The sequence below is a fragment of the Hyphomicrobium sp. genome, from assembly GCF_036833075.1.
GTDB lineage: Bacteria > Pseudomonadota > Alphaproteobacteria > Rhizobiales > Hyphomicrobiaceae > Hyphomicrobium_C.
In genome coordinates this window covers 97,541-120,394 of sequence record NZ_DAITQL010000003.1, presented here as the reverse complement: position 1 = coordinate 120,394, position 22,854 = coordinate 97,541, and the positions used below count along the sequence as shown (strand labels likewise).

At 68.3% G+C, this 22,854-nt stretch carries 20 protein-coding genes and 1 pseudogene; 11 read left to right on the top strand and 10 right to left on the bottom strand.

The features are described 5' to 3' along the window. The 4 genes from V7082_RS02285 to fabD form a co-directional block, all read right to left on the bottom strand. Window positions 1-812 (bottom strand): beta-ketoacyl-ACP synthase II (locus V7082_RS02285; RefSeq protein ID WP_334145969.1); only part of this gene is annotated, 812 nt, incomplete at its 3' end. A 198-nt stretch (window positions 813-1,010) separates the two neighbouring features. After that, window positions 1,011-1,253, bottom strand: coding sequence for an acyl carrier protein (locus V7082_RS02280; protein ID WP_334145967.1), 243 nt, complete (start codon window positions 1,251-1,253; stop codon window positions 1,011-1,013). A 365-nt stretch (window positions 1,254-1,618) separates the two neighbouring features. After that, window positions 1,619-2,362: a 3-oxoacyl-[acyl-carrier-protein] reductase gene (gene fabG, locus V7082_RS02275; protein WP_334145965.1), complete on the bottom strand. Its 744-nt coding sequence runs from the start codon at window positions 2,360-2,362 to the stop codon at window positions 1,619-1,621. Between the two features lie 40 nt (window positions 2,363-2,402). Next, the gene (gene fabD / locus V7082_RS02270; RefSeq protein ID WP_334145963.1) at window positions 2,403-3,347 is read right to left on the bottom strand and encodes an ACP S-malonyltransferase; all 945 of its coding nucleotides are present in this window, start codon (window positions 3,345-3,347) and stop codon (window positions 2,403-2,405) included. 658 nt (window positions 3,348-4,005) lie between these two features. Between fabD and rpsF the strand changes: the two genes are divergently transcribed. The 11 genes and pseudogenes from rpsF to V7082_RS02215 all read left to right on the top strand — a co-directional run bounded on the left by rpsF (window position 4,006) and on the right by V7082_RS02215 (window position 15,728). Beyond that, window positions 4,006-4,545, top strand: a complete 540-nt coding sequence (gene rpsF, locus V7082_RS02265) for a 30S ribosomal protein S6 (RefSeq protein ID WP_334145961.1) — start codon at window positions 4,006-4,008, stop codon at window positions 4,543-4,545. Between the two features lie 2 nt (window positions 4,546-4,547). Next, window positions 4,548-4,796, top strand: a complete 249-nt coding sequence (rpsR, locus tag V7082_RS02260) for a 30S ribosomal protein S18 (protein ID WP_020086627.1) — start codon at window positions 4,548-4,550, stop codon at window positions 4,794-4,796. 185 nt (window positions 4,797-4,981) lie between these two features. Then, the gene (locus tag V7082_RS02255) at window positions 4,982-5,980 is read left to right on the top strand and encodes a DUF2232 domain-containing protein (RefSeq protein ID WP_334145959.1); all 999 of its coding nucleotides are present in this window, start codon (window positions 4,982-4,984) and stop codon (window positions 5,978-5,980) included. A 25-nt stretch (window positions 5,981-6,005) separates the two neighbouring features. Then, window positions 6,006-6,590: a 50S ribosomal protein L9 gene (gene rplI / locus V7082_RS02250; RefSeq protein ID WP_334145957.1), complete on the top strand. Its 585-nt coding sequence runs from the start codon at window positions 6,006-6,008 to the stop codon at window positions 6,588-6,590. A gap of 185 nt (window positions 6,591-6,775) precedes the next feature. Beyond that, the gene (locus V7082_RS02245) at window positions 6,776-8,035 is read left to right on the top strand and encodes a cyclopropane-fatty-acyl-phospholipid synthase family protein (protein WP_334145955.1); all 1,260 of its coding nucleotides are present in this window, start codon (window positions 6,776-6,778) and stop codon (window positions 8,033-8,035) included. 308 nt (window positions 8,036-8,343) lie between these two features. Then, window positions 8,344-9,795, top strand: a pseudogene (locus tag V7082_RS02240) (replicative DNA helicase). 75 nt (window positions 9,796-9,870) lie between these two features. Beyond that, on the top strand, window positions 9,871-11,001 hold the full coding sequence (gene alr / locus V7082_RS02235) for an alanine racemase (RefSeq protein WP_334145954.1): 1,131 nt from the start codon (window positions 9,871-9,873) through the stop codon (window positions 10,999-11,001). Next, window positions 10,998-12,389, top strand: a complete 1,392-nt coding sequence (gene radA, locus V7082_RS02230) for a DNA repair protein RadA (RefSeq protein WP_334145952.1) — start codon at window positions 10,998-11,000, stop codon at window positions 12,387-12,389. The genes alr and radA overlap by 4 nt, the downstream gene beginning before the upstream one ends. A gap of 116 nt (window positions 12,390-12,505) precedes the next feature. Beyond that, complete coding sequence (locus tag V7082_RS02225) at window positions 12,506-13,060, top strand: CvpA family protein (RefSeq protein WP_334145950.1); 555 nt, start codon at window positions 12,506-12,508, stop codon at window positions 13,058-13,060. Window positions 13,061-13,350: 290 nt separating this feature from the next. Continuing rightward, the gene (gene purF / locus V7082_RS02220) at window positions 13,351-14,784 is read left to right on the top strand and encodes an amidophosphoribosyltransferase (protein ID WP_334145978.1); all 1,434 of its coding nucleotides are present in this window, start codon (window positions 13,351-13,353) and stop codon (window positions 14,782-14,784) included. Window positions 14,785-14,975: 191 nt separating this feature from the next. Then, on the top strand, window positions 14,976-15,728 hold the full coding sequence (locus V7082_RS02215) for an SDR family NAD(P)-dependent oxidoreductase (RefSeq protein WP_334145948.1): 753 nt from the start codon (window positions 14,976-14,978) through the stop codon (window positions 15,726-15,728). Between the two features lie 254 nt (window positions 15,729-15,982). Here V7082_RS02215 and V7082_RS02210 read toward each other — a convergent pair whose 3' ends face one another. The 6 genes from V7082_RS02210 to V7082_RS02185 form a co-directional block, all read right to left on the bottom strand. Beyond that, window positions 15,983-16,777 (bottom strand): MBL fold metallo-hydrolase, encoded by a 795-nt coding sequence (locus V7082_RS02210; RefSeq protein WP_334145945.1) that lies wholly within the window; start codon window positions 16,775-16,777, stop codon window positions 15,983-15,985. Beyond that, window positions 16,774-17,577, bottom strand: coding sequence for a TatD family hydrolase (locus tag V7082_RS02205; RefSeq protein ID WP_334145944.1), 804 nt, complete (start codon window positions 17,575-17,577; stop codon window positions 16,774-16,776). Before V7082_RS02205 ends, V7082_RS02210 begins: the two co-directional genes overlap by 4 nt. A gap of 236 nt (window positions 17,578-17,813) precedes the next feature. Continuing rightward, window positions 17,814-19,427 carry a methionine--tRNA ligase gene (metG, locus tag V7082_RS02200; RefSeq protein ID WP_334145942.1) on the bottom strand — a complete coding sequence of 538 codons (1,614 nt, stop codon included), beginning with the start codon at window positions 19,425-19,427 and terminating at the stop codon, window positions 17,814-17,816. A gap of 134 nt (window positions 19,428-19,561) precedes the next feature. Then, complete coding sequence (locus V7082_RS02195) at window positions 19,562-20,689, bottom strand: DNA polymerase III subunit delta' (RefSeq protein ID WP_334145940.1); 1,128 nt, start codon at window positions 20,687-20,689, stop codon at window positions 19,562-19,564. A 187-nt stretch (window positions 20,690-20,876) separates the two neighbouring features. Then, window positions 20,877-21,503 (bottom strand): dTMP kinase, encoded by a 627-nt coding sequence (tmk, locus tag V7082_RS02190; RefSeq protein ID WP_334145938.1) that lies wholly within the window; start codon window positions 21,501-21,503, stop codon window positions 20,877-20,879. A gap of 112 nt (window positions 21,504-21,615) precedes the next feature. Continuing rightward, window positions 21,616-22,830 carry a D-alanyl-D-alanine carboxypeptidase family protein gene (locus V7082_RS02185; RefSeq protein WP_334145936.1) on the bottom strand — a complete coding sequence of 405 codons (1,215 nt, stop codon included), beginning with the start codon at window positions 22,828-22,830 and terminating at the stop codon, window positions 21,616-21,618. Window positions 22,831-22,854: the final 24 nt, after the last annotated feature.

Here is a 22,854-nt window from a genome sequence, read left to right as displayed (position 1 = left end):
TAGCCGATCACCTCGGCGTAGATCTTCGCGCCGCGCGCCTCGGCGTGCTCGAGGCTCTCAAGGACGACGACGCCGGCGCCCTCGCCCATGACGAATCCGTCGCGGTCCTTGTCGTAAGGGCGCGAGGCTTCCGCCGGGCGGTCGTTGAAGCCCGTCGAGAGGGCGCGGCAGGCGACGAAGCCGGCCATGCCGATGCGGCAGATGGAGCTTTCGGTGCCGCCCGCGACCATCACCTCGGCGTCGCCGAGCGCGACGAGGCGTGCCGCATCGCCGATCGCATGCGTGCCGGTGGCACAGGCCGTCACCACGGCATGGTTCGGACCCTTGAGATCGTGCTTGATCGAGACATAGCCGCCCGCGAGGTTGATCAGGCGGCCGGGGATGAAGAACGGCGAGACGCGGCGCGCGCCCTTCTCCTTGAGCAGGAGCGAGGTGTCGGCGATGCCCGACAGGCCGCCGATGCCCGAGCCGATGAGCACGCCGGTCGTCTCCTGCTTCTCGGGCGTGTCAGCCTTCCAGCCGGAATCCGCGAGCGCCTGGTCGGCGGCAGCGACGGCATAGATGATGAAGTCGTCGACCTTGCGCTGCTCCTTGGGCTCCATCCAATCGTCGGGATTGAACTTGCCCTCGGACGTGGCGCCGCGCGGCACGAAGTTCGCGATCTGGCAGGAGAGGTCCGAGACCTCGAACTCCTCGATGCGCCGTGCCCCGCTCTGGCCGGCGAGCAGGTTTTTCCAGGACGTTTCGACCCCGCAGCCCACCGGCGAAACAAGGCCAAGCCCAGTGATGACGACGCGGCGAAAGGATCTCATGTCGGTTCCATCGAAAGTGAGGGAGCCCCGCCATGCCCTGGCTTGATCCGCCTTGAACCTGCGGGTCTGATTGCAACTGCCCGGCGGGCGTGCCACCGGTGCAGCGTTCTCTCAAGAAAATACTCCGAACAGCCTGCCGGAGATCTCGAGACGCGCGGTGCGCGTCTCGATCCGCAGGCCTGCCCGAACCGATCGGCCTCAGGCCGCCGTGGCGTTCTTCTCGAGGAACTTCACGGCGTCGCCAACGGTGAGGATGTGCTCGGCGGCATCGTCCGGGATCTCGCACCCGAACTCCTCCTCGAACGCCATCACCAGCTCGACCGTATCCAGGCTGTCCGCGCCGAGATCGTCGATGAAGCTGGCGTTCTCCGTGACCTTGTCCGCCTCGACGCCAAGATGCTCAACCACGATCTTCTTCACGCGCTCTACGACATCGCTCATCGTCTTCCCTCGTGTCCCTGCCACTTCTTCTGCTTGCTATCGTCTTCTCGGGTCCCGCACCGGGCGCTCTCGAGTTCTTTGGATCTTTGGATCGTGCTCACTTTTCCGCAAGCACTCTCAAAGTCAACATCCGGTCTCGTCCAGGTGCCGGCGGCGTCCTCAAGGTGGCCTCCCGGACGACAGCGCGTGAGCGTCGATCGTTAGGGCTTTTCCCAGAGCTGCGCAGCAAAAAAACGAGGCTCGTTAACACATCTCTTTAAGCTTGGCCAGCGCCGCCCCCGCGCACGGCGGGCAAGACGCGACGCACGCATGACCCCCGGCCCCAGGTTCCCGAGGAGCCGGCGGGACTTAAGCGATCTTCTCCCTCAGACCATTGCCATGCCGCCGTTCACGTGCAGCGTCTGGCCCGTCATGTAGCCGGCTTCCGGGCTCGCGAGATAAACCGCTGCCGCGGCTATGTCTTCCGGCGTGCCGAAGCGCTGGGCGGGGATGTGCTGGGCGATCTCGGACTTCTGCTTGTCCGTCAGAACGTCGGTCATGGCGGTCGAGATGAAGCCCGGCGCAATGGAGTTGGCGGTGATGCCGCGGTTGGCAACCTCGCGGGCGAGCGACTTTGTCATGCCGATCATGCCGGCCTTGGATGCGGCATAGTTGCCCTGGCCGGGGTTGCCGATGACGCCCGAGACGGACGAGATGTTGATGATGCGGCCATAGCCCGTCTTCGAGCGCAGCATGTGGCGCGTCGCGGCCCGCATCAGCATGAAGGTGGACGTGAGGTTCACGGCGATGACGTCGTCCCACTGCTCGTCCTTCATCACCATGAAGAGGTTGTCCCGGGTGAGGCCGGCGTTGTTGACGAGGATGTCGACGCGGCCGAGCTTGGCGATCGCCCCGTCGATGAGCTTGCCCACGGCCGCCCGGTCGGCGAGATCGCAGGGCACGACGTGCACGCGCTCGCCGAGCTCCGCGGCGAGCGCCTCGAGCTTCTCGACCTGCCGGCCCGAGAGGGCGACCTCGGCTCCGGCCTGATGGAAGGCGCGCGCGATGCCTTCGCCGATGCCGCCGGTCGCTCCGGTAACCAGGGCCTTCTTGCCGGACAAGTCGAACATTGGGTGATCCTTCTCAACGAATGGGGACTGAGGCAGCCGGTCAGACGAGCTTGGGGAGCGCGGCCTCGATGTCGGCGGGGGTGCCGAGGCTCGTTGCCTCGAGCGTTTTGTCGATGCGCTTGGCGAGCCCGGCCAGCACTTTGCCGGAGCCGATCTCGAACACGTCCGTCACGCCGCTCGCGGCGAGGAAGCCCACGCACTCGCGCCAGCGGACCGTGCCGGTGACCTGGGCGACCAGCAGGCGGCGAATCTCCTCCGGATCGGAGACGGCGCGCGCGACGACGTTGGCGACGACGGGCACGACGGGCGCGTGGATCGTCACCTTCGAGAGTGCGTCGGCCATGGCGTCGGCGGCGGGTTGCATCAGCGCGCAATGGAACGGGGCGGAGACGGGAAGCGGCAGGGCGCGACGCACGCCGTGGGCCTTGCCGATCTCGGCCACGCGGTCGATGGCGGCCTTGGAGCCCGAGAGCACGACCTGCGTCGGCTCGTTGTCGTTGGCCACCTGACAGACGTCGCCCTGCGCCGCCTCGGCTGCGACCTTCTCGGCCACGTCGAGACCGACGCCGAGGAGCGCCACCATGGCACCCTGACCGACCGGAACGGCCTTCTGCATGGCCTGTCCGCGCAGCTTCAGGAGGCGCGCAGCGTCCGCCAGGGAGAACGCGCCGGCGGCGGCGAGCGCCGAATATTCGCCGAGCGAATGGCCGGCGACATACGTCGCCGTGCCGGCCAGCCCGATGCCCTTCTCGCGCTCGAGCACGCGCATCACCGCCATCGACACCGCCATCAGCGCGGGCTGCGCGTTCTCGGTGAGCGTCAGCGTTTCCTTGGGCCCGTCCCACATGATCCGGGAGAGCTTCTGGCCGAGCGCCTCGTCGACCTCGTCGAACACCTCGCGCGCGGCCGCAAACGTCTCGGCGAGCTCACGGCCCATTCCCACATCCTGGCTGCCCTGTCCGGGAAATACGAATGCGCGCGGCACGCTTGCTCCTTCGGGTTCTGCGTCGCGGGAGAGGCGGCCCTGCGGGGCGGCCATCGCTCATGACGGGCTGGCGTCGTTCCGGCGCTTTCGACATGCTGGCCCGCGGATTGTCAAGCCCCGGGGTGACGGATCCCCAGGCGGGGCGAGATCCGGGTGCTCCAGGGGGCATCTCCGCGGCCAGGGCGTGCCCGGTCCGTTCCATCGCCGTGGCGGAACCGGGAGCCTCGACGGAGTGCCGGCCGCGCGCTTGGGCGGGGGGCGTTTCCGCGCCATTGAGCTCGTTGGGTTTTCCTCGTCCAAGGCGGCCGACGGCATCCCGAGGGCCGCCGCCCCCCGCCGGAGGGACGGGCAAGCCCGACAAATCCGGCGCGGCCGGGACCCCTTCGCCAGCCCCGGCCGACGGGCGCTTTCCCCTTGCCCGGCGATCCAAATCCCGTATAAGTCGCGCCGTCACGCACTTCGGTTGGAGGCTGAACGGGGTCGCGGAGCTGTTGTCCAGCTCGGCGGCAAGGCGGTTTGGGGCTTGACCCGCCCGTCTGTCCCCCGGTGTCTCCGCTCTTTGGGTGCCTTTGGGCCTTCAAGGTCCATAGGGGCTTTGCGCCGAAGGCTGGCCCGGCAAGCCCGAGCTCGCCGGAAACATCAACCGGAAAGGCCACACATGCCCCTTTACGAGCATGTCTTCCTGGCGCGCCAGGACGTCAGCCAGCAGCAGGTCGAAGCGCTGACGAAAGAATATACCGACGTCATCACCGAGGGCGGCGGCAAGGTCACCAAGACCGAATACTGGGGCCTCAAGGGCCTCGCCTTCAAGATCAAGAAAAGCCGCAAGGCGCACTATTCGCTGCTCAATATCGAGGCTCCCGCATCGGCGGTCGCGGAGATGGAGCGGCGCATGGGCCTTTCGACCGACGTCATCCGCTTCCTGACGCTGCGCGTCGAGACGCTCGAGAGCGAGCCGTCGGTGATGATGCGCAAGCAGGACCGCGACGAGCGCGGCGGCGACCGTGGCGGCTTCCGCGGCGGCGATCGCGGCGGCTTCCGTGGCGGCGACCGCGGCGGTTTCCGTGGCGGCGCCGAGGGCGGCTCGACGTTCCGCTCGCGCCCGCCGCGCGAAGGCGACTCGCGTCCGCCGCGTGACGGCGACCGGGGCCCGCGTCCGCCGCGTCCGGCGTTCAACAAGACCGAGCAGGAGGGCTGATCATGGCCGAGATTCAGGAGATCGCCGCCCGCCGGCCGTTCCATCGCCGCCGCAAGACCTGCCCGTTCTCGGGCGATCAGGCGCCGAAGATCGACTACAAGGACGTGCGCACGCTCGGACGCTATATTTCCGAGCGCGGCAAGATCGTGCCGTCGCGCATCACGGCCGTGTCGGCCAAGAAGCAGAGAGAGCTGGCCCGCGCCATCAAGCGCGCCCGCTTCCTCGGCCTTCTGCCCTACGTGCTGAAGTAACGGCGTCCCCTCCCCACCGTGGCGGAGCCGCGCCGGACCTAGACCGTGGCGGAGCCACGCCGGGCCTAGGGAGCGCGGCGAGGCCTCGCTCCCTACGGGGAGGGACGTGAAAGTTAGGTTGGATGAGCGGGACCAGGATCTGGCCCCCTCACCCTAACCGCAGCGGATGCGGGACAGCTGGGACGATGAAAACGAGCTATCTGGCAGGGGCCGGTCTGGGCCTGGTTGCGGCGGTGATGTTCGCCTCCGGAACCACGGGACCGATGTTCGCCCGCTTCCTCCTGATGTTCTTCACGCCGCTGCCGATCGCGCTCGCCGGGCTCGGCTGGGGCTGGCGCTCGGCCGTTCTCGCCGGCGCCGTCGGCGGCGCCGCAATCCTTGCCGTCACGAGCCCCGCGGTGGCAGCGGCGTTCATCGCCACGCAAGCCGCGCCCATGGTGCTCCTCACCTATCTCGCGCTCCTGAGCCGCCCTCTGACCGAGAGCGGCCTTGCGTCCCCGGACGATGCGGAGGCGGTCGAATGGTATCCGGTGGGCCGTCTCGTGCTCTGGTCGGCCGCGCTCGCCGCGCTGATGGCCATCACCGTGCTGATCGTCATCGGCGGCGACTTCGAGTCGCTGCGCAAGGCGGTCGACGAATTCATCAACACGGCGCTCGAAGCGGGATTGCCGCAAGGGGACGGGGCGGTCAAGCTCAGCGAGGCCGAACTCGCGGCGATCTTCGCAGTCGTGCTCGACATTCTGCCCGCCGCGTCCGCCGTGTCGTGGATGGGAAGCCTGCTCTGCAATCTCTGGTTGGCAGGACGCGTGACGCGCGCCTCCGGTCAGCTCGGCCGGCCGTGGCCGGACCTTGCCGCCCTTACCTATCCGGCGGGCACGCCCCTCGTGTTCGGCGCCGCCCTGCTCGCCACCCTGCTCACCGGCTATCCGGGTCTGGCCGCCTCGGCGCTCGCCGGCGGGCTGTTCCTGGCCTATCTGCTGCTCGGCCTCGCCATCCTGCATTATGTGACGCGCGGCAAGCCGTGGCGCCCCATCGCCCTCTGGGTGCTCTACGGCACGCTTCTCATCGTCAACATCTGGATCGCGATCCTCGTCGCCGTGCTCGGCCTTACGGAAACCGTCCTCCACCTGCGGGCGCGCGTCTCGGCGGCGTCGCGTCCTCCTCCTTCCAACCCCCACACCTGACAGCCGTCACAGGAGATCACGAACCATGCAAGTCATTCTGCTTCAGCGTATCGGCCGGCTCGGCCAAATGGGCGACGTCGTCAACGTCAAGGACGGCTATGCCCGCAACTTCCTTCTGCCGCAGAACAAGGCGCTGCGGGCGACCGAGGACAACCTCGCGCGCTTCGAGACCCAGCGCGCCCAGCTCGAGGCCAACAACCTCGAGCAGAAGGCGGAGGCCGAGGCCGTCGCGACGAAGCTCGACGGCAAGGTGTTCACGGCCATCCGCTCGGCCGGCGATACCGGCCAGCTCTACGGCTCCGTCTCGACGCGCGACATTGCGGACGCCATCACGGCCGGGGGCTTCACCGTCGACCGGCGCCAGATCGTGCTCGATCGGCCGATCAAGACGCTCGGCCTGCACGATATCAGGGCGCAGCTCCATCCGGAGGTGATCGTCAAGGTGATGCTCAACGTCGCGCGCTCCGATGAAGAGGCCGAGAAGCAGGCCCGCGGCGAGGACGTGACGGTGATCAAGGACGAGGCGATCGAGCTCGAGACGTTCGATCCGGACGCCGCGTTCGAGGACGGCGCGGCACCGATCGCCGAGGGCGACGACGCCCAAGAGTAAATGTCCGAAGTCGGATCGTCGGTGTTGTGCCCGCCACATTGACGGGTCTCGCGGCGGCGGAGAGCCTTTGCTCTCCGCCGCCTTTTTTCGTTGATGGAACTCGTAATCGCGCACGGCTATTTCTATAATTTAAAAGGAAAGGGGGACAGGCCCCGGCCCGCGTGGCCCGATATCGAGGTGCACAGATGCTGAAACCCTTGTCTCTTCTCCTCTCGAACATCATCCGCGAGGGCAACCTCTTCGTGGTCGATCCCGACCACGTGGTGCATCGGTTCGGCGACGGCAGCGGCGACGCAGTCCGCATCGAGATCGCGGACCGGCGTTTCGAGTGGCACCTCCTCCTCGACCCCGAGATGGCGGCGGGCGAAGGCTACATGACCGGACGGCTCCGCGTCGTCGAGGGCAACGTCTACGACTTCATCGCGCTCACCATGAAGAATATGGCCGAGCGGCCACTGCCGATCTATGCGCAGACGCTCGCCAAGGTGCGCAACCGGATGCGCTCGCTCGCCCAGTTCAATCCGATGCGGCGCGCCCGGCGCAACGTGCGCCACCACTACGACATCGATCCCCGCATCTATGCCCTGTTCCTCGATCCGGACCGCCAGTACTCCTGCGCTTATTTCGACGAGCCGGGGCAAAGCCTCGCGGACGCCCAAGCCGCCAAGAAGCGGCATATCGCGGCCAAGCTCGAGATCGCGCCCGGCCAGCGGGTGCTCGACATCGGCTGCGGCTGGGGCGGGCTTGCGCTCTACCTCGCGCGTGCGACGGGTGCGGACGTGACGGGCATCACGCTCTCCGACGAGCAATTCAAGATCGCGCGCGAGCGGGCCGCGGCCGAGGCGCCGGAGCGCGCCCCGCGCTTCGAGCTCTGCGACTACCGCGCCATCGAGGGTCCGTTCGACCGCATCGTCTCGGTCGGCATGTTCGAGCATGTCGGCTTGCCGCACTACCGCACCTTCTTTGCGACCGTCGCGCGGCTGCTGGCACCCGGCGGCACCGCGGTGCTGCACACCATCGGGCGCACGGACCGGCCGGCCGGCACCAATCCGTTCATCGCGCGCTACATCTTCCCGGGCGGTTACATTCCCGCCCTCAGCGAGATCATGAAAGCGGTGGAGGCGTCGGGCCTCATCGTGTCGGACGTCGAGGTTCTGCGGCTCCACTATGCCGAGACGCTGCTCGCCTGGCGGCGCCGCTTCCTCGCCAACCGGCCGGCGGCCGTCGACATCGCCGGCGAGGAGTTCTGCCGCATGTGGGAGTTCTATCTCGCCGGCTCCGAGGCCGCCTTCCGCTTCCAGAACTTCGTGGTGTTCCAGGTGCAGCTCATCCGCAAGATCGATACGCTGCCCACGACGCGCGCCTATATGGCGGCGGCGGAGCGCGCCTTGCCGCTGGCCCGGCCGGACGGCGAGCGTCCGCAAGGCATTGCGGCGGGGCGGTGAGGTCAGGAAGGATCCAGCGGCGCGGTTTTCCCTGCGACGGGTCTGGATCCCGCTGGAGGCTGACGGCGCGGCACGCTCCGCGTGCGCATGTCCCGATCTCACAGGTTGTAGCGGCCGCACACTGCCACCCGTTCGATTCGCCGCAGGCAAGCGGCAAGTTCCGCTCATGTGGGTAGTGGGGGAAGATCGGCGAGGAGCCTCCTTGCGGCTCCCTCGACTCGGGAGGCCGGGCTAGGGTGCGGGTCATGAGCCAGACCGCCCTCCTCCAGACCGACGCCCTGCGCGAAGCGGCCAGCGCCGCCGAGCCCATGCCGTTCCGCGAAGTCCCGCACAATATCGAGGCCGAGCAGCAACTGCTCGGCGCCATCCTCATCAACAACGAGGCCATGGATCGCGTCTCCGCGTTCCTCGAGCCCTTGCACTTCTTCGACCCCCTGCACGGGCAGATCTACGAGATCGCCGGCAAGATGATCCAGGCCGGCAAGCAGGCGACGCCGATCACGCTCAAGACGTTCTTCGACGCCGCCGAGCCCATCGACGCCCACCTCACCGTGCCGCAATACCTCGGCCGGCTCGCGGCCAACGCGACGACGATCATCAACGCCGAGGACTACGGACGCACCGTCTACGACCTCGCCGTGCGCCGCCAGCTCATCGTGCTCGGCGAGGACATGGTCAACTCGGCTTACGACGCGCCGATCGACTTTCCACCGGAGAGCCAGATCCAGGAGGCGGAGACGCGCCTCTACGATCTCGCCGAGCGCGGCAAGTACGGCCAGGGCTTCATGAGCTTCGGCAACGCGCTGACGCACGCCATCGACATGGCGGCCGCCGCCTACGAGCGCGACGGCCACCTCTCCGGCCTCTCCACCGGCCTCAACGACCTCGACAACAAGATGGGCGGGCTGCAGGCCTCCGACCTCATCATCCTCGCCGGGCGCCCGTCGATGGGCAAGACGGCGCTTGCCACCAACATCGCCTACAACATCGCCCGGGCCTATCGCTCGGAGACGCAGCCGGACGGCACCGACAAGACGATCGGGGGCGGACGCGTCGGCTTCTTCTCGCTCGAAATGAGCGCCGAGCAGCTCGCCACGCGCATCCTCTCGGAGCAGGCCGAGATCGCGTCGGAGAAGATCCGGCGCGGCATGATCAACGAGGACGAGTTCCGCAAGCTCTCGGAGGTCGCCAAATAGATAAGCACTGCGCCGCTCTTCATCGACCAGACCGGCGGCATCTCGATCGCCCAGCTCGCGGCCCGCGCGCGCAAGCTCAAGCGGCAGAAGGGCCTCGATCTGCTGGTCGTCGACTACCTGCAGCTGCTCTCCGGCTCGTCGAAGCGCGGCGACAACCGCGTGCAGGAGATCACGGAGATCACCACGGGCCTCAAGGCGCTGGCCAAGGAGCTGGCCGTGCCGATCGTGGCGCTGTCCCAGCTTTCACGCCAGGTCGAGGCACGCGAGGACAAGCGCCCGCAGCTCTCGGACCTGCGCGAATCCGGCTCCATCGAGCAGGACGCGGACGTTGTCATGTTCGTCTTCCGCGAGGAATACTACATCGAGCGGCAGAAGCCCCGGGAAGGCACGGCGGAGTTCAACGATTGGCAGACGCAGATGATGGCGGTCAGCGGCAAGGCCGAGGTGATCATCGGCAAGCAGCGCCACGGGCCCGTCGGCACCGTGCAGCTCTCCTTCGAGAGCCAGTTCACGCGCTTCGGCAACCTCGCACGCGAGTATCAGCTCCCCGAGCGGTTCGAGTGAGCACCGGCTCGTGGGTTGGAGGGGCGTCCTGCGAGGGGCCGGGCTGCGCCCGGCCTCCAACGTTCGGGGCACGCCATGGCGCATGAGCTGCCGCCGGGTGCGACGGGGGTCATCAGCATCGATCTCGATGCGGTCGAGGCGAACTGGCGCGCGCTCGCCGCACTCGTGGCGCCGGCCGAATGCGGGGCGGTGGTGAAGGCCAACGCCTACGGGCTCGGCGCGGCGGAGATCGTTCCGGCGCTGGCGCGCGCGGGGTGCCGCACGTTTTTCGTCGCCACCCCCGAGGAAGGCCGTGCCGCGCGCCTCTTGGTCCCCGAGGCGCGCCTCTTCGCGCTCGACGGCCTCTTTCCCGGCGCCGCACCGCTGCTGCTCGCGGCCGACGTGACGCCGGTCCTCTCCAGTCTCGCGGAGGTCGAGGACTGGGCCGGCGAAGCCGCGCGCCTCGGACGCCCCCTGCCCGCGGCGCTCCAGATCGACAGTGGGCTCAACCGCCTCGGCCTCGCGGCGGCCGAGATCGAGGCGCTCGCCGCTCGGCCGGCGCTGCTCGCCGCGCTCGACCTCCGGCTCGTGATGAGCCACCTCGCCTCCGCCGACGATCCCGCCGATCCGCACAACGAAGCCCAGCGCACAGCATTCGACCGGGGCCGGGCGCTGCTTCCCGCCGCGCCGGCGAGCCTCGCGGCCTCCGACGGCCTGATGCTCGGGCCCAGCTATCACTATGACCTGGTGCGGCCGGGGTATGCGCTCTACGGCGGACAGGCGTTTCGCGGCGGGCCGACGCCGGTGTCACCGGTGGTCACGGTCCGCGCGCGCGTTCTCCAGGTGCGAACGTTGGAGACGGGCGCCAGCGTCGGCTACTCGGCGACGTGGCGGGCCCCGCGGCCAACCCGGCTCGCCGTCATCGCGGCCGGCTACGGGGACGGGCTCGCGCGCGCCCTCAGCGCACCCTCTGGCGCGCCCGGCGCCATGGTCATGGTGGCGGGTCAACGGGCGCCGATCGTCGGGCGCGTCTCGATGGATCTAATCACCGTCGACGTGACGGATGTCGCGGGCGAGATCCGCCGCGGCGATCTCGCAACGCTGATCGGGCCGGGGCTCACGATCGAGGCCATGGGCGCGGCGGCCGGCACCATCGGCTACGAGGTGCTGACGCGGCTCGGCCCGCGCTTCGTGCGGCAGCACATGCGCGGAGGGCTCCGCGCATGAGCAAGGCCGCCCGATCCAGTTTCGTCTGCCAGGGCTGCGGGGCGGTGTCGGCCCGCTGGTCGGGGAAGTGCGCCTCCTGCGGCGACTGGAACACCATCGTCGAGGAGATCGCCGCGCCGCCCCCGCCACCCGGCTCGGGCCTGGCGCGCGCCACCAAGGGCCGCGCGCTCCCGCTCGAAAGCCTCTCGGGCACCTCCGAGGAGGCGCCCCGGTTCTCGACCGGCATGCCCGAGCTCGACCGCGTGACGGGCGGCGGCATCGTGCCGGGCTCCGTGCTGCTGATCGCGGGAGAGCCCGGCATCGGCAAATCGACGCTGCTCCTGCAGCTGGCCGCCGCGCTCGCCCGGGCCGGGCGGCGCGCGATCTATTTCTCCGGCGAGGAGGCGGCCGCGCAGGTGCGGCGGCGCGCCGCCCGGCTCGGGCTCGCCGATGCGCCGGTCGCGCTCGCCGCCGAGACGAGCCTCACCAACATCCTCGCGACGCTCGCCGGGGAGACGCGCGCCGATCTCGTCGTCATCGATTCCATCCAGACGCTGTGGACCGACGCGCTCGAGGCGGCGCCGGGCTCGGTGAGCCAGGTGCGGGCGGTCACGCAGTCGCTCGTGCGCTACGCGAAGTCCGCCGGCCCCGCGCTGCTGCTCGTCGGGCATGTGACGAAGGACGGCCAGATCGCCGGGCCGAAGGCTGTCGAGCACGTGGTGGATACCGTGCTCTCGTTCGAGGGCGACCGCGGCCATACCTACCGCATCCTGCGCGCGACCAAGAACCGGTTCGGCGCAACCGACGAGATCGGCGTGTTTGAGATGGTCGAGACGGGGCTGCGCGAGGTCGCCAACCCATCGGAGCTGTTCCTTGGCGAGCGCGACACGAACGCGCCCGGCACGGCGGTGTTCGCCGGCATGGAGGGCACGCGGCCGATCCTGGTCGAGATCCAGGCGCTCGTCGCCGCTTCGGGTCTCGGGGTGCCGCGCCGGGCGGTCGTCGGCTGGGAGCAGAGCCGGCTCGCCATGCTGATCGCCGTGCTCGAGGCGCGCTGCGGCGTCTCCTTCGCGCACCACGACGTCTATCTCAACGTCGCGGGCGGCCTCAGGATCGTGGAGCCGGCGGCCGACCTCGCCGCGGCGGCCGCGCTGCTCGCCTCTCTCTCGAACCAGGCGCTCGACCCACAGCAGATCCATTTCGGCGAGATCTCGCTTTCGGGCGCGGTGCGCGCCTCGCCTCACATGGGGCTCAGGCTCAAGGAGGCGGCGAAGCTCGGCTTCACGAGCGCCGTCATCCCGGCCGGCGGAGAGCTGCCCAAGGAGCTTCAGGGCACGCGCGCCAGGCTCGATCTCCACCGCATTTCCCATCTCAGGGATCTTGCGGCGGGTCTCGCCCCGTGCGACTGAACAAGCGGGGACACCACGAAGCTCGCCTGCCAACCGGTGACGGGGCCGATGATTTGCGCCTCGGGCCCGAACAGGTTCCGGAGCGATCGCTGTTCAGACCAGAGGAGCCGTGACCCATGATCGGGCCGCTGACCTATCTCGACGCCGCGGTGCTCGCGGTCTGCTTCATCTCGGCACTGCTCGCCATGTACCGGGGGCTGACGCGCGAGCTGCTCTCCATCCTGTCGTGGATCGCGGCCGCCGGCGCGACGCTCTATTTCGTCTTGAACTACAAGAAGGTCGCCGAGGATATGGCGGCCCAGATGGGCACCCAGGCGGCGGTGGCCCAGATCGCCATCGGCGCCGTCATCTTTCTCATCGTGCTCATCATCGTGCACCTGATCACGGCGCGCATCTCGGACGTGATCCTGGATTCGCGCGTCGGCATGATCGACCGCATCCTGGGCTTCGTGTTCGGCCTCGCGCGCGGGTTCCTGCTGGTCGTCATCCCCTACATGTTCTACGCCTCGTTCGTGCCGGACGAGCAGAACCATCTGCCGTGGGTGCGGGACGGATTGTCCACGCCCTATATCCGCGACACCGGCCACGTGATCCGCGGCATCCTCGAAACCTATATGCCGACGTCGCTCTCGCAGCCGTCGGCGGCTCCGGATGCGCCGCCCGCGCAGTGATCTCAGCCGTCGCCCTGCACGAGTTGCAGGGCGGCGTATGCGCCTTTCGTACAATAAGCCGCGACAGATCTGCAGCAGTTGCAACAAAGCTCTTTAACGGTCCGGCGTTTGGCATATATTCCGCGCATGCAGCGGCCGAGGGGAGCGCCCCTCGGGAGCGCAGAGCGCCCGTTGCGTTGACATTGCGTTAGTTCTTGCGGCGGATGCTTGAGCGGGAGGCAGCCATGGCGCAGCACGATCACGCACCCGGTGTCGGGGGCGATGCCTTTCCGGATTTCGGCCTGTCCAAGATGGGCGATGACAGACTCCGCGAGGAATGCGGGGTCTTTGGTGTTTTTGGGCACCCCGAAGCGGCGGCGATCGCGGCTCTCGGCCTTCACGCCCTCCAGCATCGCGGCCAGGAAGCGGCCGGTATCGTCAGCTACGACGGCAAGTTCCACTCCGAGCGCCGGCTCGGCCTCGTCGGCGACAACTTCAACGAGGCGAACGTCATCCATCGCCTCAAGGGCTCGATGGCGATCGGGCACAACCGCTACTCGACGACCGGCGAGCCCGCGCTCAAGAACGTCCAACCCCTCTATGCGGACATCGATACCGGCGGCTTCGCAGTCGCCCACAACGGCAACCTCACCAACGCGCTGACGCTCCGCCAGGAGCTGATCAACTCGGGTGCCATCTTCCCCTCGACCTCGGACACCGAGGTCATCCTCCACCTCCTCTCCCGCTCCAAGAAACGGCGCATGGTCGAGCGCTTCATCGAGGCGATCCGTCAGATCGAAGGCGCCTGGGCGCTGGTCGGCCTCACCAACGACATGCTGATCGGCGCACGCGATCCCGTCGGCATCCGTCCGCTCGTCATCGGCCGCCTGGGCGACGCCTACGTGCTGACGTCGGAGACCTGTGCGCTCGATATCGTCGGCGCCGAGTTCGTGCGCGAGGTGGAGAACGGCGAGGTGGTCGTCATCACGGCCGAGGGTCTCGAGAGCCATCGCCCCTTCCCGCGCCGGCCCGCCCGGCCCTGCATCTTCGAGTACATCTACTTCGCGCGGCCCGACAGCGTGATCGGCGGGCGCTCGGTCTACGACGTGCGCCAGCAGATGGGCGTGCAGCTCGCACGCGAGGCGCCGGCCGATGCCGACGTCATCGTTCCGATCCCCGACTCGGGCGTGCCGGCGGCCATCGGATATGCGCGCGAGTCCGTGCTGCCGTTCGAGCTCGGCATCATCCGCAACCACTATGTGGGCCGCACCTTCATCGAGCCCGAGCAGCGCATCCGCCAGCTCGGCGTCAAGCTCAAGCATTCGGCGAACGCGGGCGTCATCCGCGGCAAGCGCATCGTGCTCATCGACGACAGCGTCGTGCGCGGCACCACGTCGAAGAAGATCGTGCAGCTCATGTACGAAGCGGGCGCGCGCGAGGTGCACATGCGCATCTCCTCGCCGCCGATCACGAATTCCGACTATTACGGCATCGACACGCCGAGCAAGACGGCCCTCCTCGCGGCCAACTACGACCTCGAGGGCATGCGCGCCTTCATGGGTGCCGACAGCCTGGCGTTCCTGTCGGTGGACGGCATCTACCGCGCCGTGGGCTACGACGGACGCGACGACAACAGCCCGCAGTTCACCGATCATTGCTTCACGGGCGAGTATCCGACGGAGCTCACCGACCGGAACGGGCAGGCCGGCACCCGCCAGCTCTCGCTGCTGGCCGAGGTCGGCTGAACGCCTCCGGCTGCCTACCGGACCACGCGGGCCGTTGGGACGACCCGGCGGCACGTGCCGACTTGCATATCAACTCGACCGCTTGCCTCTCGGAAACCAAGCGGCGGGGAACGCCTTTTCTCGGAGGCCCATCCGCGCGTACACTGCGGCCTCACAAGCCTCTGCCCAGATTCCTCCCACCATAGGCGCCCATGACACCCCGCTCCCGCTTCAAGGACCGTATTGCCCTCGTTACCGGCGCCTCGCGCGGCCTCGGGCGTGCCTTCGCGCTGGCGCTTGCCCGCGAGGGCGCCCAGGTGATCATCTGCGCCCGGAGCGCGGGCGCCCTCGAGGAGTTGGACGACGAGATCCGCGCCAGCGGCGGGCGCGCGACCATCCTGCGGCTGGATCTCCGGGCGCACGATCGCATCGATCAGATCGGGCCGGTGCTCTACCAGCGCTGGGGGAAGATCGACGTCCTGGTCGCCGCCGGCGGCATTCTCGGCCCGCTGTCTCCCCTGGCCCACATTGCCGCCGACGCGTGGGACAGCGTGCTCGACACCAACCTCACCGCCAACTGGCGGCTGATCCGAACGCTCGACCCGCTGCTCAAGCGGTCGGACGCGGGACGCGCGCTGTTCGTCACGTCGAGCGTGGCGGCCGGCGATCTGGCGTACTGGGGGCCCTACGCCGTCTCGAAGGCGGGGCTCGACGCGCTGGCACGCAGCTATGCGGACGAGCTCGTCAACACGAACGTTCGGGTCTCGCTGCTCGATCCTGGGCCGATGCGGACGGGGCTGCGCGCCAAGGCGTTCCCCGGCGAGGACAAGGCCAAGCTCGCGGAGCCGGCGGAGGTCGCGGCCTTCGCGCTGCCGCTGCTGCTGCCGTCCGCCACCGCGAACGGCGAGCTCGTGCGCTTCAAGCCGAGCACCAAGCCCGTGTTCGCCGTCGGCAACGACGCCTAGAGCTTGTTCAGATCTTATGGGCTCGAAACATCGTTCCCCTCCCCCCTTGTGGGGAGGGGTCAGGGGTGGGGGGAACCCCTATGGCTGATGGTCTGCAATCCCCCCCCTCCTAGCCACCCCCCCAAGGGGGGAGGAACAAGGGCGATCAAGTACGCCAACCGCGTCCGTATGATCTGAACAAGCTCTAGGCAAAAAAACTTGTGATTGACGGCGGGAGTCTTGCGCCGTGGTTCCGCGTCGCAGCCGTGCTCCCCTCAGATCTCGATCACCATGTTGTCGTAGGCGGGCTCGACGTGGGGGGGCAGCTCGCGTTTCAACGCGTCATAGTCGAGGTCGCCGGTCATGTGCGTCAGCACGGCGCGCCGGGCCCGGAGCCTGGCGATATGCTCCAGCGCCTCCTTGACCGAGAAGTGGCTCGAGTGCGGCGTGTAGCGGAGCGCGTCGACGATCCAGAGATCGAGGTCTTCCAGTAGCGGAACGGACTCGAGCGGCAGCGCGGAGACGTCCGGCGAATAGGCCGTTTTGCCGAAGCGGAAGGCGAGGCTTTCGATGTCGCCGTGGTGCTGGCGGATGGGGAGCGCCTCGATCGGCCCGCCCGCTCCTTCGATCCGCACGGGCTCGCCGGGGACCAGACGCTCCGCGGTCAGGATCGGCGGATAGACCGAGCCTGAGGGCTGCACGAAGCAATAGGCGAAGCGGCCGACGATGCTCGCCTGCGTCACGGCATCGAAGTAGCACGGCACGCGCTGCTTCATCGCGTAGGCGATCATGCGCAGGTCGTCGATGCCGTGCGTGTGGTCGGCGTGGTCGTGCGTGAAGAGAACGGCGTCGATCGCGTTCGCGCGCACCGACAGCAGTTGCTCGCGCAGATCGGGCGGCGTGTCGATCAGGACGCTCGTCGTGCCGCGCGGCCCGCGGCGCTCGACCAGCATCGCGCAGCGGCGGCGGCGGTTCCTGGGGTTTTCGGAATCGCACTTGCCCCATCCGGCGCCGATGCGCGGCACGCCGCCGGAGGATCCGCAGCCGAGGATCGTGAAGCGCAGCGTCATTCGGCGACGGCCTCCGTAGGTGCCGGCGGGCGCGCCCTGGTATAGAGGCGGAAGAAATTTGCCGTCGTCGCTCGCGCGATCTCGCCCTCGGTGAGATCGCGGATGCGCGCGAGCGCGGCTGCCGTGTGCACGACATAGGCGGGCTCGTTCATCTTGCCGCGATGGGGCGCGGGAGCCAGGAACGGTGCGTCGGTCTCGACGAGGATGCGGTCGAGCGGCACGTCACGGGCGATCTCCTGCAGCGCCTCGGTCTTCTTGAAGCTGATGACACCCGAGAACGAGACGTAGAGGCCGAGGTCGACGGCGCGCAAGGCAAGCTCGCGCCCACCCGTATAGCAGTGGAGCACGGCCGGGAAGGCGCCTTTCCGGTGCTCGTCCTCGAGGATGGCGAGCGTATCGGTGTCCGCATCGCGCGTGTGGATCTCGAGCGGGAGCCCCGTTTCGCGCGCGGCGGCGATGTGGGCGCGGAAGCCCTCGGCCTGCGCGGCGGGAGTTCCGTTCTTGTAATGGTAATCGAGGCCCGCTTCGCCGATGGCGACGACCTTCGGATGGCGCGAGAGAGCGACGATCTCGGACGTCGGGATACCGCGCTCCTCGTCGGCATTGTGCGGATGCGTGCCGACGGAGCACCACACGTCGGGGAAGCGCTCGACGATGGCGCGGATCTGGTCGAAGGCGCGGATGCGCGTCGAGATCGTGACCAGCGTGCCCACGCCCGCGCTTTTGGCGCGCGCCACCACACCCGCGAGATCGCTCGCGAACTCGGGGAAATCCAGGTGGCAGTGGTGGTCGACCAGCATCAATAGCTCCGACGTGCTTCACCTCTCCCCGTCCATGCGAAGCATGGCTCTGCCATGACGGGGAGAGGTCGGAAGCGATCGTCATGGCGAAGCCATGCTTCGCCTGGACGATCGCTTCCGGTGAGGGGCGCGTCATGCTCGCCCTTCGTATTTATCTCCGTCCCGGTCAAGCCCCCTCACCCTGACCCTCTCCCCATCAGGGAGAGGAAATCTGCTGCGGCGTGGGGATGACCGGCTTATTCCTTCTCGCCTTTGCTGGCCTTCTTCTGCTTCGGAGGCGGTTGCTGTTTCGGCTGCTCCTCCGGATCGACATAGCGCGGGAAAACGCCCTGCGGCTCGGGGATCGGCGTTCCGGGGACCAGGCGACCGGCCGGGCCGAGGCTCGCGAAGCTGCGGCTCTCGGTGTCACCCGGCAATATAAGGTCGAGCAGCTTGGCCGCCAGCTCGGGCATCACGGGCTGCGCCAGAATAGCGAACTGGCGCACGATCTCGGCCGTCACGTAGAGAACGGTCTCCATGCGCTTCGGGTCGGTCTTCTTCTTCGCCCACGGCTCCTCGGCCGCGAAATAGCGGTTGGCGTCGGCGATGACGGCCCACACGGCGTCGAGGTAGCGCGTGACGGCCTGCTTATCCATGGCTGCGCGGGTTTCCGCGTAGAGGGCGTCCGTGGCGGCGAGGATCGCCTCGTCCTCGGCCGTGAAGACGGCTGGCTCGGGGATCCGGCCGTCGCAATTCTTGTAGATCATCGACAACGAGCGCTGCGCGAGGTTGCCGAGGTTGTTTGCGAGGTCCGCGTTGATGCGGTTGGCGATGGCCTCCGGCGAATAATTGCCGTCCTGGCCGAACATCACCTCGCGCAGGAAAAAGTAGCGCACCTGGTCGCGGCCGTAGGCGCGCACGAGATCGAACGGATCGACGACGTTGCCGACCGATTTCGACATCTTCTCGCCCTTGTTCAGCACGAAGCCGTGCGAGAAAATGCGCTTCGGCAATTCGATGCCGGCCGACATCAGGAACGCCGGCCAGTAGACGGCGTGGAAGCGCACGATGTCCTTGCCGATGACGTGCACGTCGGCGGGCCAGAAGCCAGCGCGATCTCCCTTCGGCATGTTGAGCAGGCCCGTGGCCGTCACGTAGTTCGTCAGCGCGTCGACCCAGACGTACATGACGTGGCCCGGTGCGTCGGGGACCGGGATGCCCCAGTCGAGCGTCGAGCGCGAGATGGAGAGGTCCTCGAGGCCGCTCCTCACAAAGCTCACGACCTCGTTCCGCCGCTCTGCCGGCAGGATGAAGTCGGGGTTCGCCTCGTAGTGCGCGAGCAGGCGCTCCTCGTAGGCCGAGAGGCGGAAGAAGTAGGTCTCCTCCTCGGTCCATTCGACGGGCGTGCCGGTCGGCGTCGCATAGCGCACGCCATCCTCGCGCACCTCCGTCTCGCTCTCCTTGTAGTAGGTCTCGTCGCGCACCGAGTACCAGCCGCCGTACGGCTTCCGGAAGATGTCGCCGGCCTTCTCCATGCGCCGCCAGATCTCGGCGCAGGTCTCGTAATGGCGCGGCTCGGTGGTGCGGATGAAGTCGTCGTTGGAAAGGCCGAGCACCGCGGCCATCTCGACGAAGCGGGCGGTGTTGCGGTCGGCGAGCGCGCGTGGCGCAAGACCCTCCTTCACGGCCGTCTGCTTCATCTTGAGACCGTGCTCGTCGGTGCCGGTGAGAAAGAACACGTCCTTGCCGTCGAGGCGCTCGAAGCGGGCGATGGCATCGGTAGCGATGGCCTCGTAGGCGTGCCCGATGTGGGGCACGCCGTTCGGGTACGAGATCGCGGTCGTGATGTAGAACTTCTTTCGGTCGCCCATAGGGCCTCGCTCAGTCGTCAATGACCAGGTTTTCATCGCTGGATGGATACGGGGACGAACCCGTCACATTCGCGCGTCGTGGATCGGCGCTCTCATTGACCAGGTCATTTCTCGCGCGAGCTTCCGAAGGAACGTCAGGAACGCGACGCCTGCTCCAAACGGGAGAAGACGTCGAGGATCAGGGCCTTGCGGTCGAGGTTCAGGGCCGCGGCATCGGCCTTGTCCGCGGCCACTCTTTCCCACAAGCCGGCCCAGGTGGCAAGCCGTGCGGGGCCGATCAGGCGGTGCGCGAGGGCGGCTTCCGGCGCCGGGCCGTCCCCGCGCGCTTCCGCGTCCACGAGGCGGGCAACGGCCCCCATCAGAAGCTCGAAGAAGAGCTCGTAGCGCTGCTCGGCGGCGGGGCTCGCAAGCTCGTCGCCCAATGCGTGAACGGCCCCCCAGTCCAGCACCGGAAGGCCGGCGAGCAGCGCCGAGATCCGCTCGTGCAGCACCACGCCTTTGGCCGCGTGCAGGGAGAGGAGCCGGCGCACGCTGCCTTCGGCGAGGCGGGCGAGACGCTCCCAGTCCGAGGGCGCCGGGGCGCCGGCCGCCACCTCGTCTCCGCTCGCGGCGAACGCCTGCGTCACGGCGCGGCGCAGGGCCTCCTCGCCGAGCGGCGCCAAGTCGAGCGTGCGCACGCGCGAGCGGATCGTCACCAGGAGACGGCCCGGGGCGGAGGCGACGAGCAGGAACACGGTGCGCGGCGGTGGCTCCTCGAGCGACTTCAGGAGCGCGTTGGCGGCGGAGACGTTGAGCTCCTCGGCGCGGTCGACGATGACGACGCGCCAGGCCTCCTCTCCGGCGGTGCGGCTGAGGAACGACTTCAGGCGGCGCACCTCGTCGACGGCGATGGCGGACGGGAAGCGCTTGGTCTTCTGATCCCAGACGCGGCGGATGACAAGCAGGCCGGGATGGGAGAGAGCGCGCACCTGGCGGGCGGCGCGGGTGTCGGGCGCGATGTCGAGCGTCCCGGGCGTGCGCTCGGCGGGATCGGCGAGGATGTAGCGCGCGAACTTATAAGCGAGCGTCGCCTTGCCGATGCCCTCGGCTCCCGTGATCAGCCAGCCGTGGTGCATGCGGCCGGAGGCGAACATCCGCTCGAGCGTCTCTTCCGCCGCCTCGTGTCCGTAGAGGCGCGCGGTTGCGCGCGGGTGCGGGAAGCCGTCGAGGCGGTCGGCCTCGGGCAACTCCTCGATCTCCTGGACGGCGGGCGCGCGGGCCATGGTCAGCTTGCCTCCCGACGGCGCGCGAATTCCCCTCCCCGTCTTGCCGAAGGCCGGTCTTCGACTCGACGTGGGGAAGAGTTAGGGGTAGGTGGACACCCAACGTCCGCGCTGCGGGTTCCCCCCCTCCTAACCTCCCCCACAAGGGGGGAGGGATGCCGTCGTGATTGAAATGCGCGCGTGGTCATCAGCGGGCTTCCGCGAGCAGGCGTGTCTCGACGGCGCGCCACACGTCGTCTGCGATCTCGCCGGGTGCGCGGTCGGCGTCGATGAGAAGGCAGCGTTCAGGCTCGGCGCGGGCGACGGTGCGGAACCCTTCCTGAAGCTGGCGATGGTAGCTCGCGCTCTCAGCGTCGAAGCGCGAAAGCGCGCCGCGGCTCGCCGTGCGCTGCAGTCCCGTTTCCGGCGGGAGGTCGAGCACGATCGTCAGGTCCGGGAAGGTCGGCGCGACGCTTCCGGCCTCGATGGCATCGATCAGGTCGCGCGGCACGCCGCCGAGGGCCCCCTGGTAGACGCGTGAGGAGTCGATGAAGCGGTCGCAGACGACCCAGGTGCCATGGGCGAGCGCGGGCCGGATCACCTCCGCCACGTGCTCGGCGCGGGCGGCGGCGAACAGGAGAAGCTCGGTGACCGGCACGGGCCGGGTGTCGAGCACGAGGGAGCGGACGGCCTCGCCGAGTGGCGTTCCGCCCGGCTCGCGCGTGACGACCGTCCCGAGGCCCGCCACGCGCAGGCGCTCGGCAAGCAGGCCCGCCTGCGTGGACTTGCCGGCGCCCTCGCCGCCTTCGAACGTGATGAACTTTCCTCGCTTCATTCCGCGGGACACTAGTCGGAGAAGACAACCGAGGGAAGCGCACAGAATGCCGTTAACCTGCGTCAGGCATCGATCCCAACGGTGGGCCGGGCGGACGGAGGACCTGAAAAATTCAGTCCCGATCCAGCAGGGCGCGGATGTCGGGCATGATCGCCAGGCCGAGGTGGAGAAGCGAGTCCACACCGCGCCAGTAGAAGCTCGCCTCGTCGACGTCGTTCTCCGCATAGAGCGGCGTCTCGCTGACGGCGATCGGCTCGCTGCTGCCCGGCACCATGCTGGTGACGCGGAAGACCGCCACATGGTCGCCCTTGCGCACCGGCGGTTTCAGCGGGCCCTCGTAGACGATCTCGCCGCGGATCTTCTGGTTCAGCGGGAATTTCGGGAGGATGACCTCGAGGTCGCCGTCGCCCGCCAGCGGCACGTAGAAATCCGTGCCGCCCCAGACGCGCGCATAGCCGACCGCCTCGCCGGCGTCGAACAGCTTGGCGCTGGCCACGCTCTTGATGCCCCACTCCAGCATGCGCCGTGTCTCGCTCTGGCGCTCCTTCTCCGTCTCGAAGCCCATGACGACGCCGATCAGGCGGCGGCCGTCCGAGACCGACGAGACCACCATGCCGTAGCCTGCCTCGCTCGTGTGCCCGGTCTTCATGCCGTCGACGCCGATATTGGCGGAAAGCAGCGGGTTGCGGTTGTAGAACTTGTGCTTGCGGTAATCGAACTGGCGCTGGCTAAAGACCTTGTAGCGGTCCGGGTAGGTCTTGATGATGTAGCGGGCGAGCTCGGCGAGCTCGCGGGCCGTCATCAGGTGCTCGGGGTCGGGAAGGCCGGTGGCGTTGCGGAACGTCGATTTCTCGAGGCCGATGCGGCGCGCCTCCGCCTCCATCATCTTGGCGAAGTTCTCGACCGATCCCGCGAGCCCTTCGGCAACCGTCATGGCGGCGTCGTTGCCGGACTGGACGGCGATACCCTGGATCAGCTCGCTGATGGGCGTCTTGTTGTTGATCGGGATGAACATCGCCGCGGTGCCGGAGGGCGCGCCGCCCTTGCGCCAGGCGTTCTCGCTGGTCTGGAACTCGGTCTCCAGCGTGACCTTGCCGTCCTTCAGCGCCTTGAAGAGCACGGCGAGCGTCATCAGCTTGCTCATGCTCGCGGGCGCCACCAACTCGTCGGCCGCCTTCTGGTAGATGATCGAGCCGGACTCGTAATCCATCAGGATCGCGTTCCTGGCGGTGGTGGAGAAGCCGCCGGACTGCTGTGCGCGGCCGGCGCCGGACAGGGCCGGCAGCACGGCCAGTATCGCGGCGGCAAGCGTCAGCAGGCGTCTCATGATCATCCGTTAACTATGGTGCCG

What these genes read in the sequence shown, in the direction of transcription:
- V7082_RS02280 (WP_334145967.1), bottom strand. Translation starts at nt 1,253, where the DNA reads ATGAGCGATGTCGTAGAGCGCGTGAAGAAGATCGTGGTTGAGCATCTT.
- fabG (WP_334145965.1), bottom strand. Translation starts at nt 2,362, where the DNA reads ATGTTCGACTTGTCCGGCAAGAAGGCCCTGGTTACCGGAGCGACCGGC.
- rpsF (WP_334145961.1), top strand. Translation starts at nt 4,006, where the DNA reads ATGCCCCTTTACGAGCATGTCTTCCTGGCGCGCCAGGACGTCAGCCAG.
- rpsR (WP_020086627.1), top strand. Translation starts at nt 4,548, where the DNA reads ATGGCCGAGATTCAGGAGATCGCCGCCCGCCGGCCGTTCCATCGCCGC.
- V7082_RS02255 (WP_334145959.1), top strand. Translation starts at nt 4,982, where the DNA reads ATGAAAACGAGCTATCTGGCAGGGGCCGGTCTGGGCCTGGTTGCGGCG.
- rplI (WP_334145957.1), top strand. Translation starts at nt 6,006, where the DNA reads ATGCAAGTCATTCTGCTTCAGCGTATCGGCCGGCTCGGCCAAATGGGC.
- V7082_RS02245 (WP_334145955.1), top strand. Translation starts at nt 6,776, where the DNA reads ATGCTGAAACCCTTGTCTCTTCTCCTCTCGAACATCATCCGCGAGGGC.
- alr (WP_334145954.1), top strand. Translation starts at nt 9,871, where the DNA reads ATGGCGCATGAGCTGCCGCCGGGTGCGACGGGGGTCATCAGCATCGAT.
- radA (WP_334145952.1), top strand. Translation starts at nt 10,998, where the DNA reads ATGAGCAAGGCCGCCCGATCCAGTTTCGTCTGCCAGGGCTGCGGGGCG.
- V7082_RS02225 (WP_334145950.1), top strand. Translation starts at nt 12,506, where the DNA reads ATGATCGGGCCGCTGACCTATCTCGACGCCGCGGTGCTCGCGGTCTGC.
- purF (WP_334145978.1), top strand. Translation starts at nt 13,351, where the DNA reads ATGGGCGATGACAGACTCCGCGAGGAATGCGGGGTCTTTGGTGTTTTT.
- V7082_RS02215 (WP_334145948.1), top strand. Translation starts at nt 14,976, where the DNA reads ATGACACCCCGCTCCCGCTTCAAGGACCGTATTGCCCTCGTTACCGGC.
- V7082_RS02210 (WP_334145945.1), bottom strand. Translation starts at nt 16,777, where the DNA reads ATGACGCTGCGCTTCACGATCCTCGGCTGCGGATCCTCCGGCGGCGTG.
- V7082_RS02205 (WP_334145944.1), bottom strand. Translation starts at nt 17,577, where the DNA reads ATGCTGGTCGACCACCACTGCCACCTGGATTTCCCCGAGTTCGCGAGC.
- metG (WP_334145942.1), bottom strand. Translation starts at nt 19,427, where the DNA reads ATGGGCGACCGAAAGAAGTTCTACATCACGACCGCGATCTCGTACCCG.
- V7082_RS02195 (WP_334145940.1), bottom strand. Translation starts at nt 20,689, where the DNA reads ATGGCCCGCGCGCCCGCCGTCCAGGAGATCGAGGAGTTGCCCGAGGCC.
- tmk (WP_334145938.1), bottom strand. Translation starts at nt 21,503, where the DNA reads ATGAAGCGAGGAAAGTTCATCACGTTCGAAGGCGGCGAGGGCGCCGGC.
- V7082_RS02185 (WP_334145936.1), bottom strand. Translation starts at nt 22,830, where the DNA reads ATGAGACGCCTGCTGACGCTTGCCGCCGCGATACTGGCCGTGCTGCCG.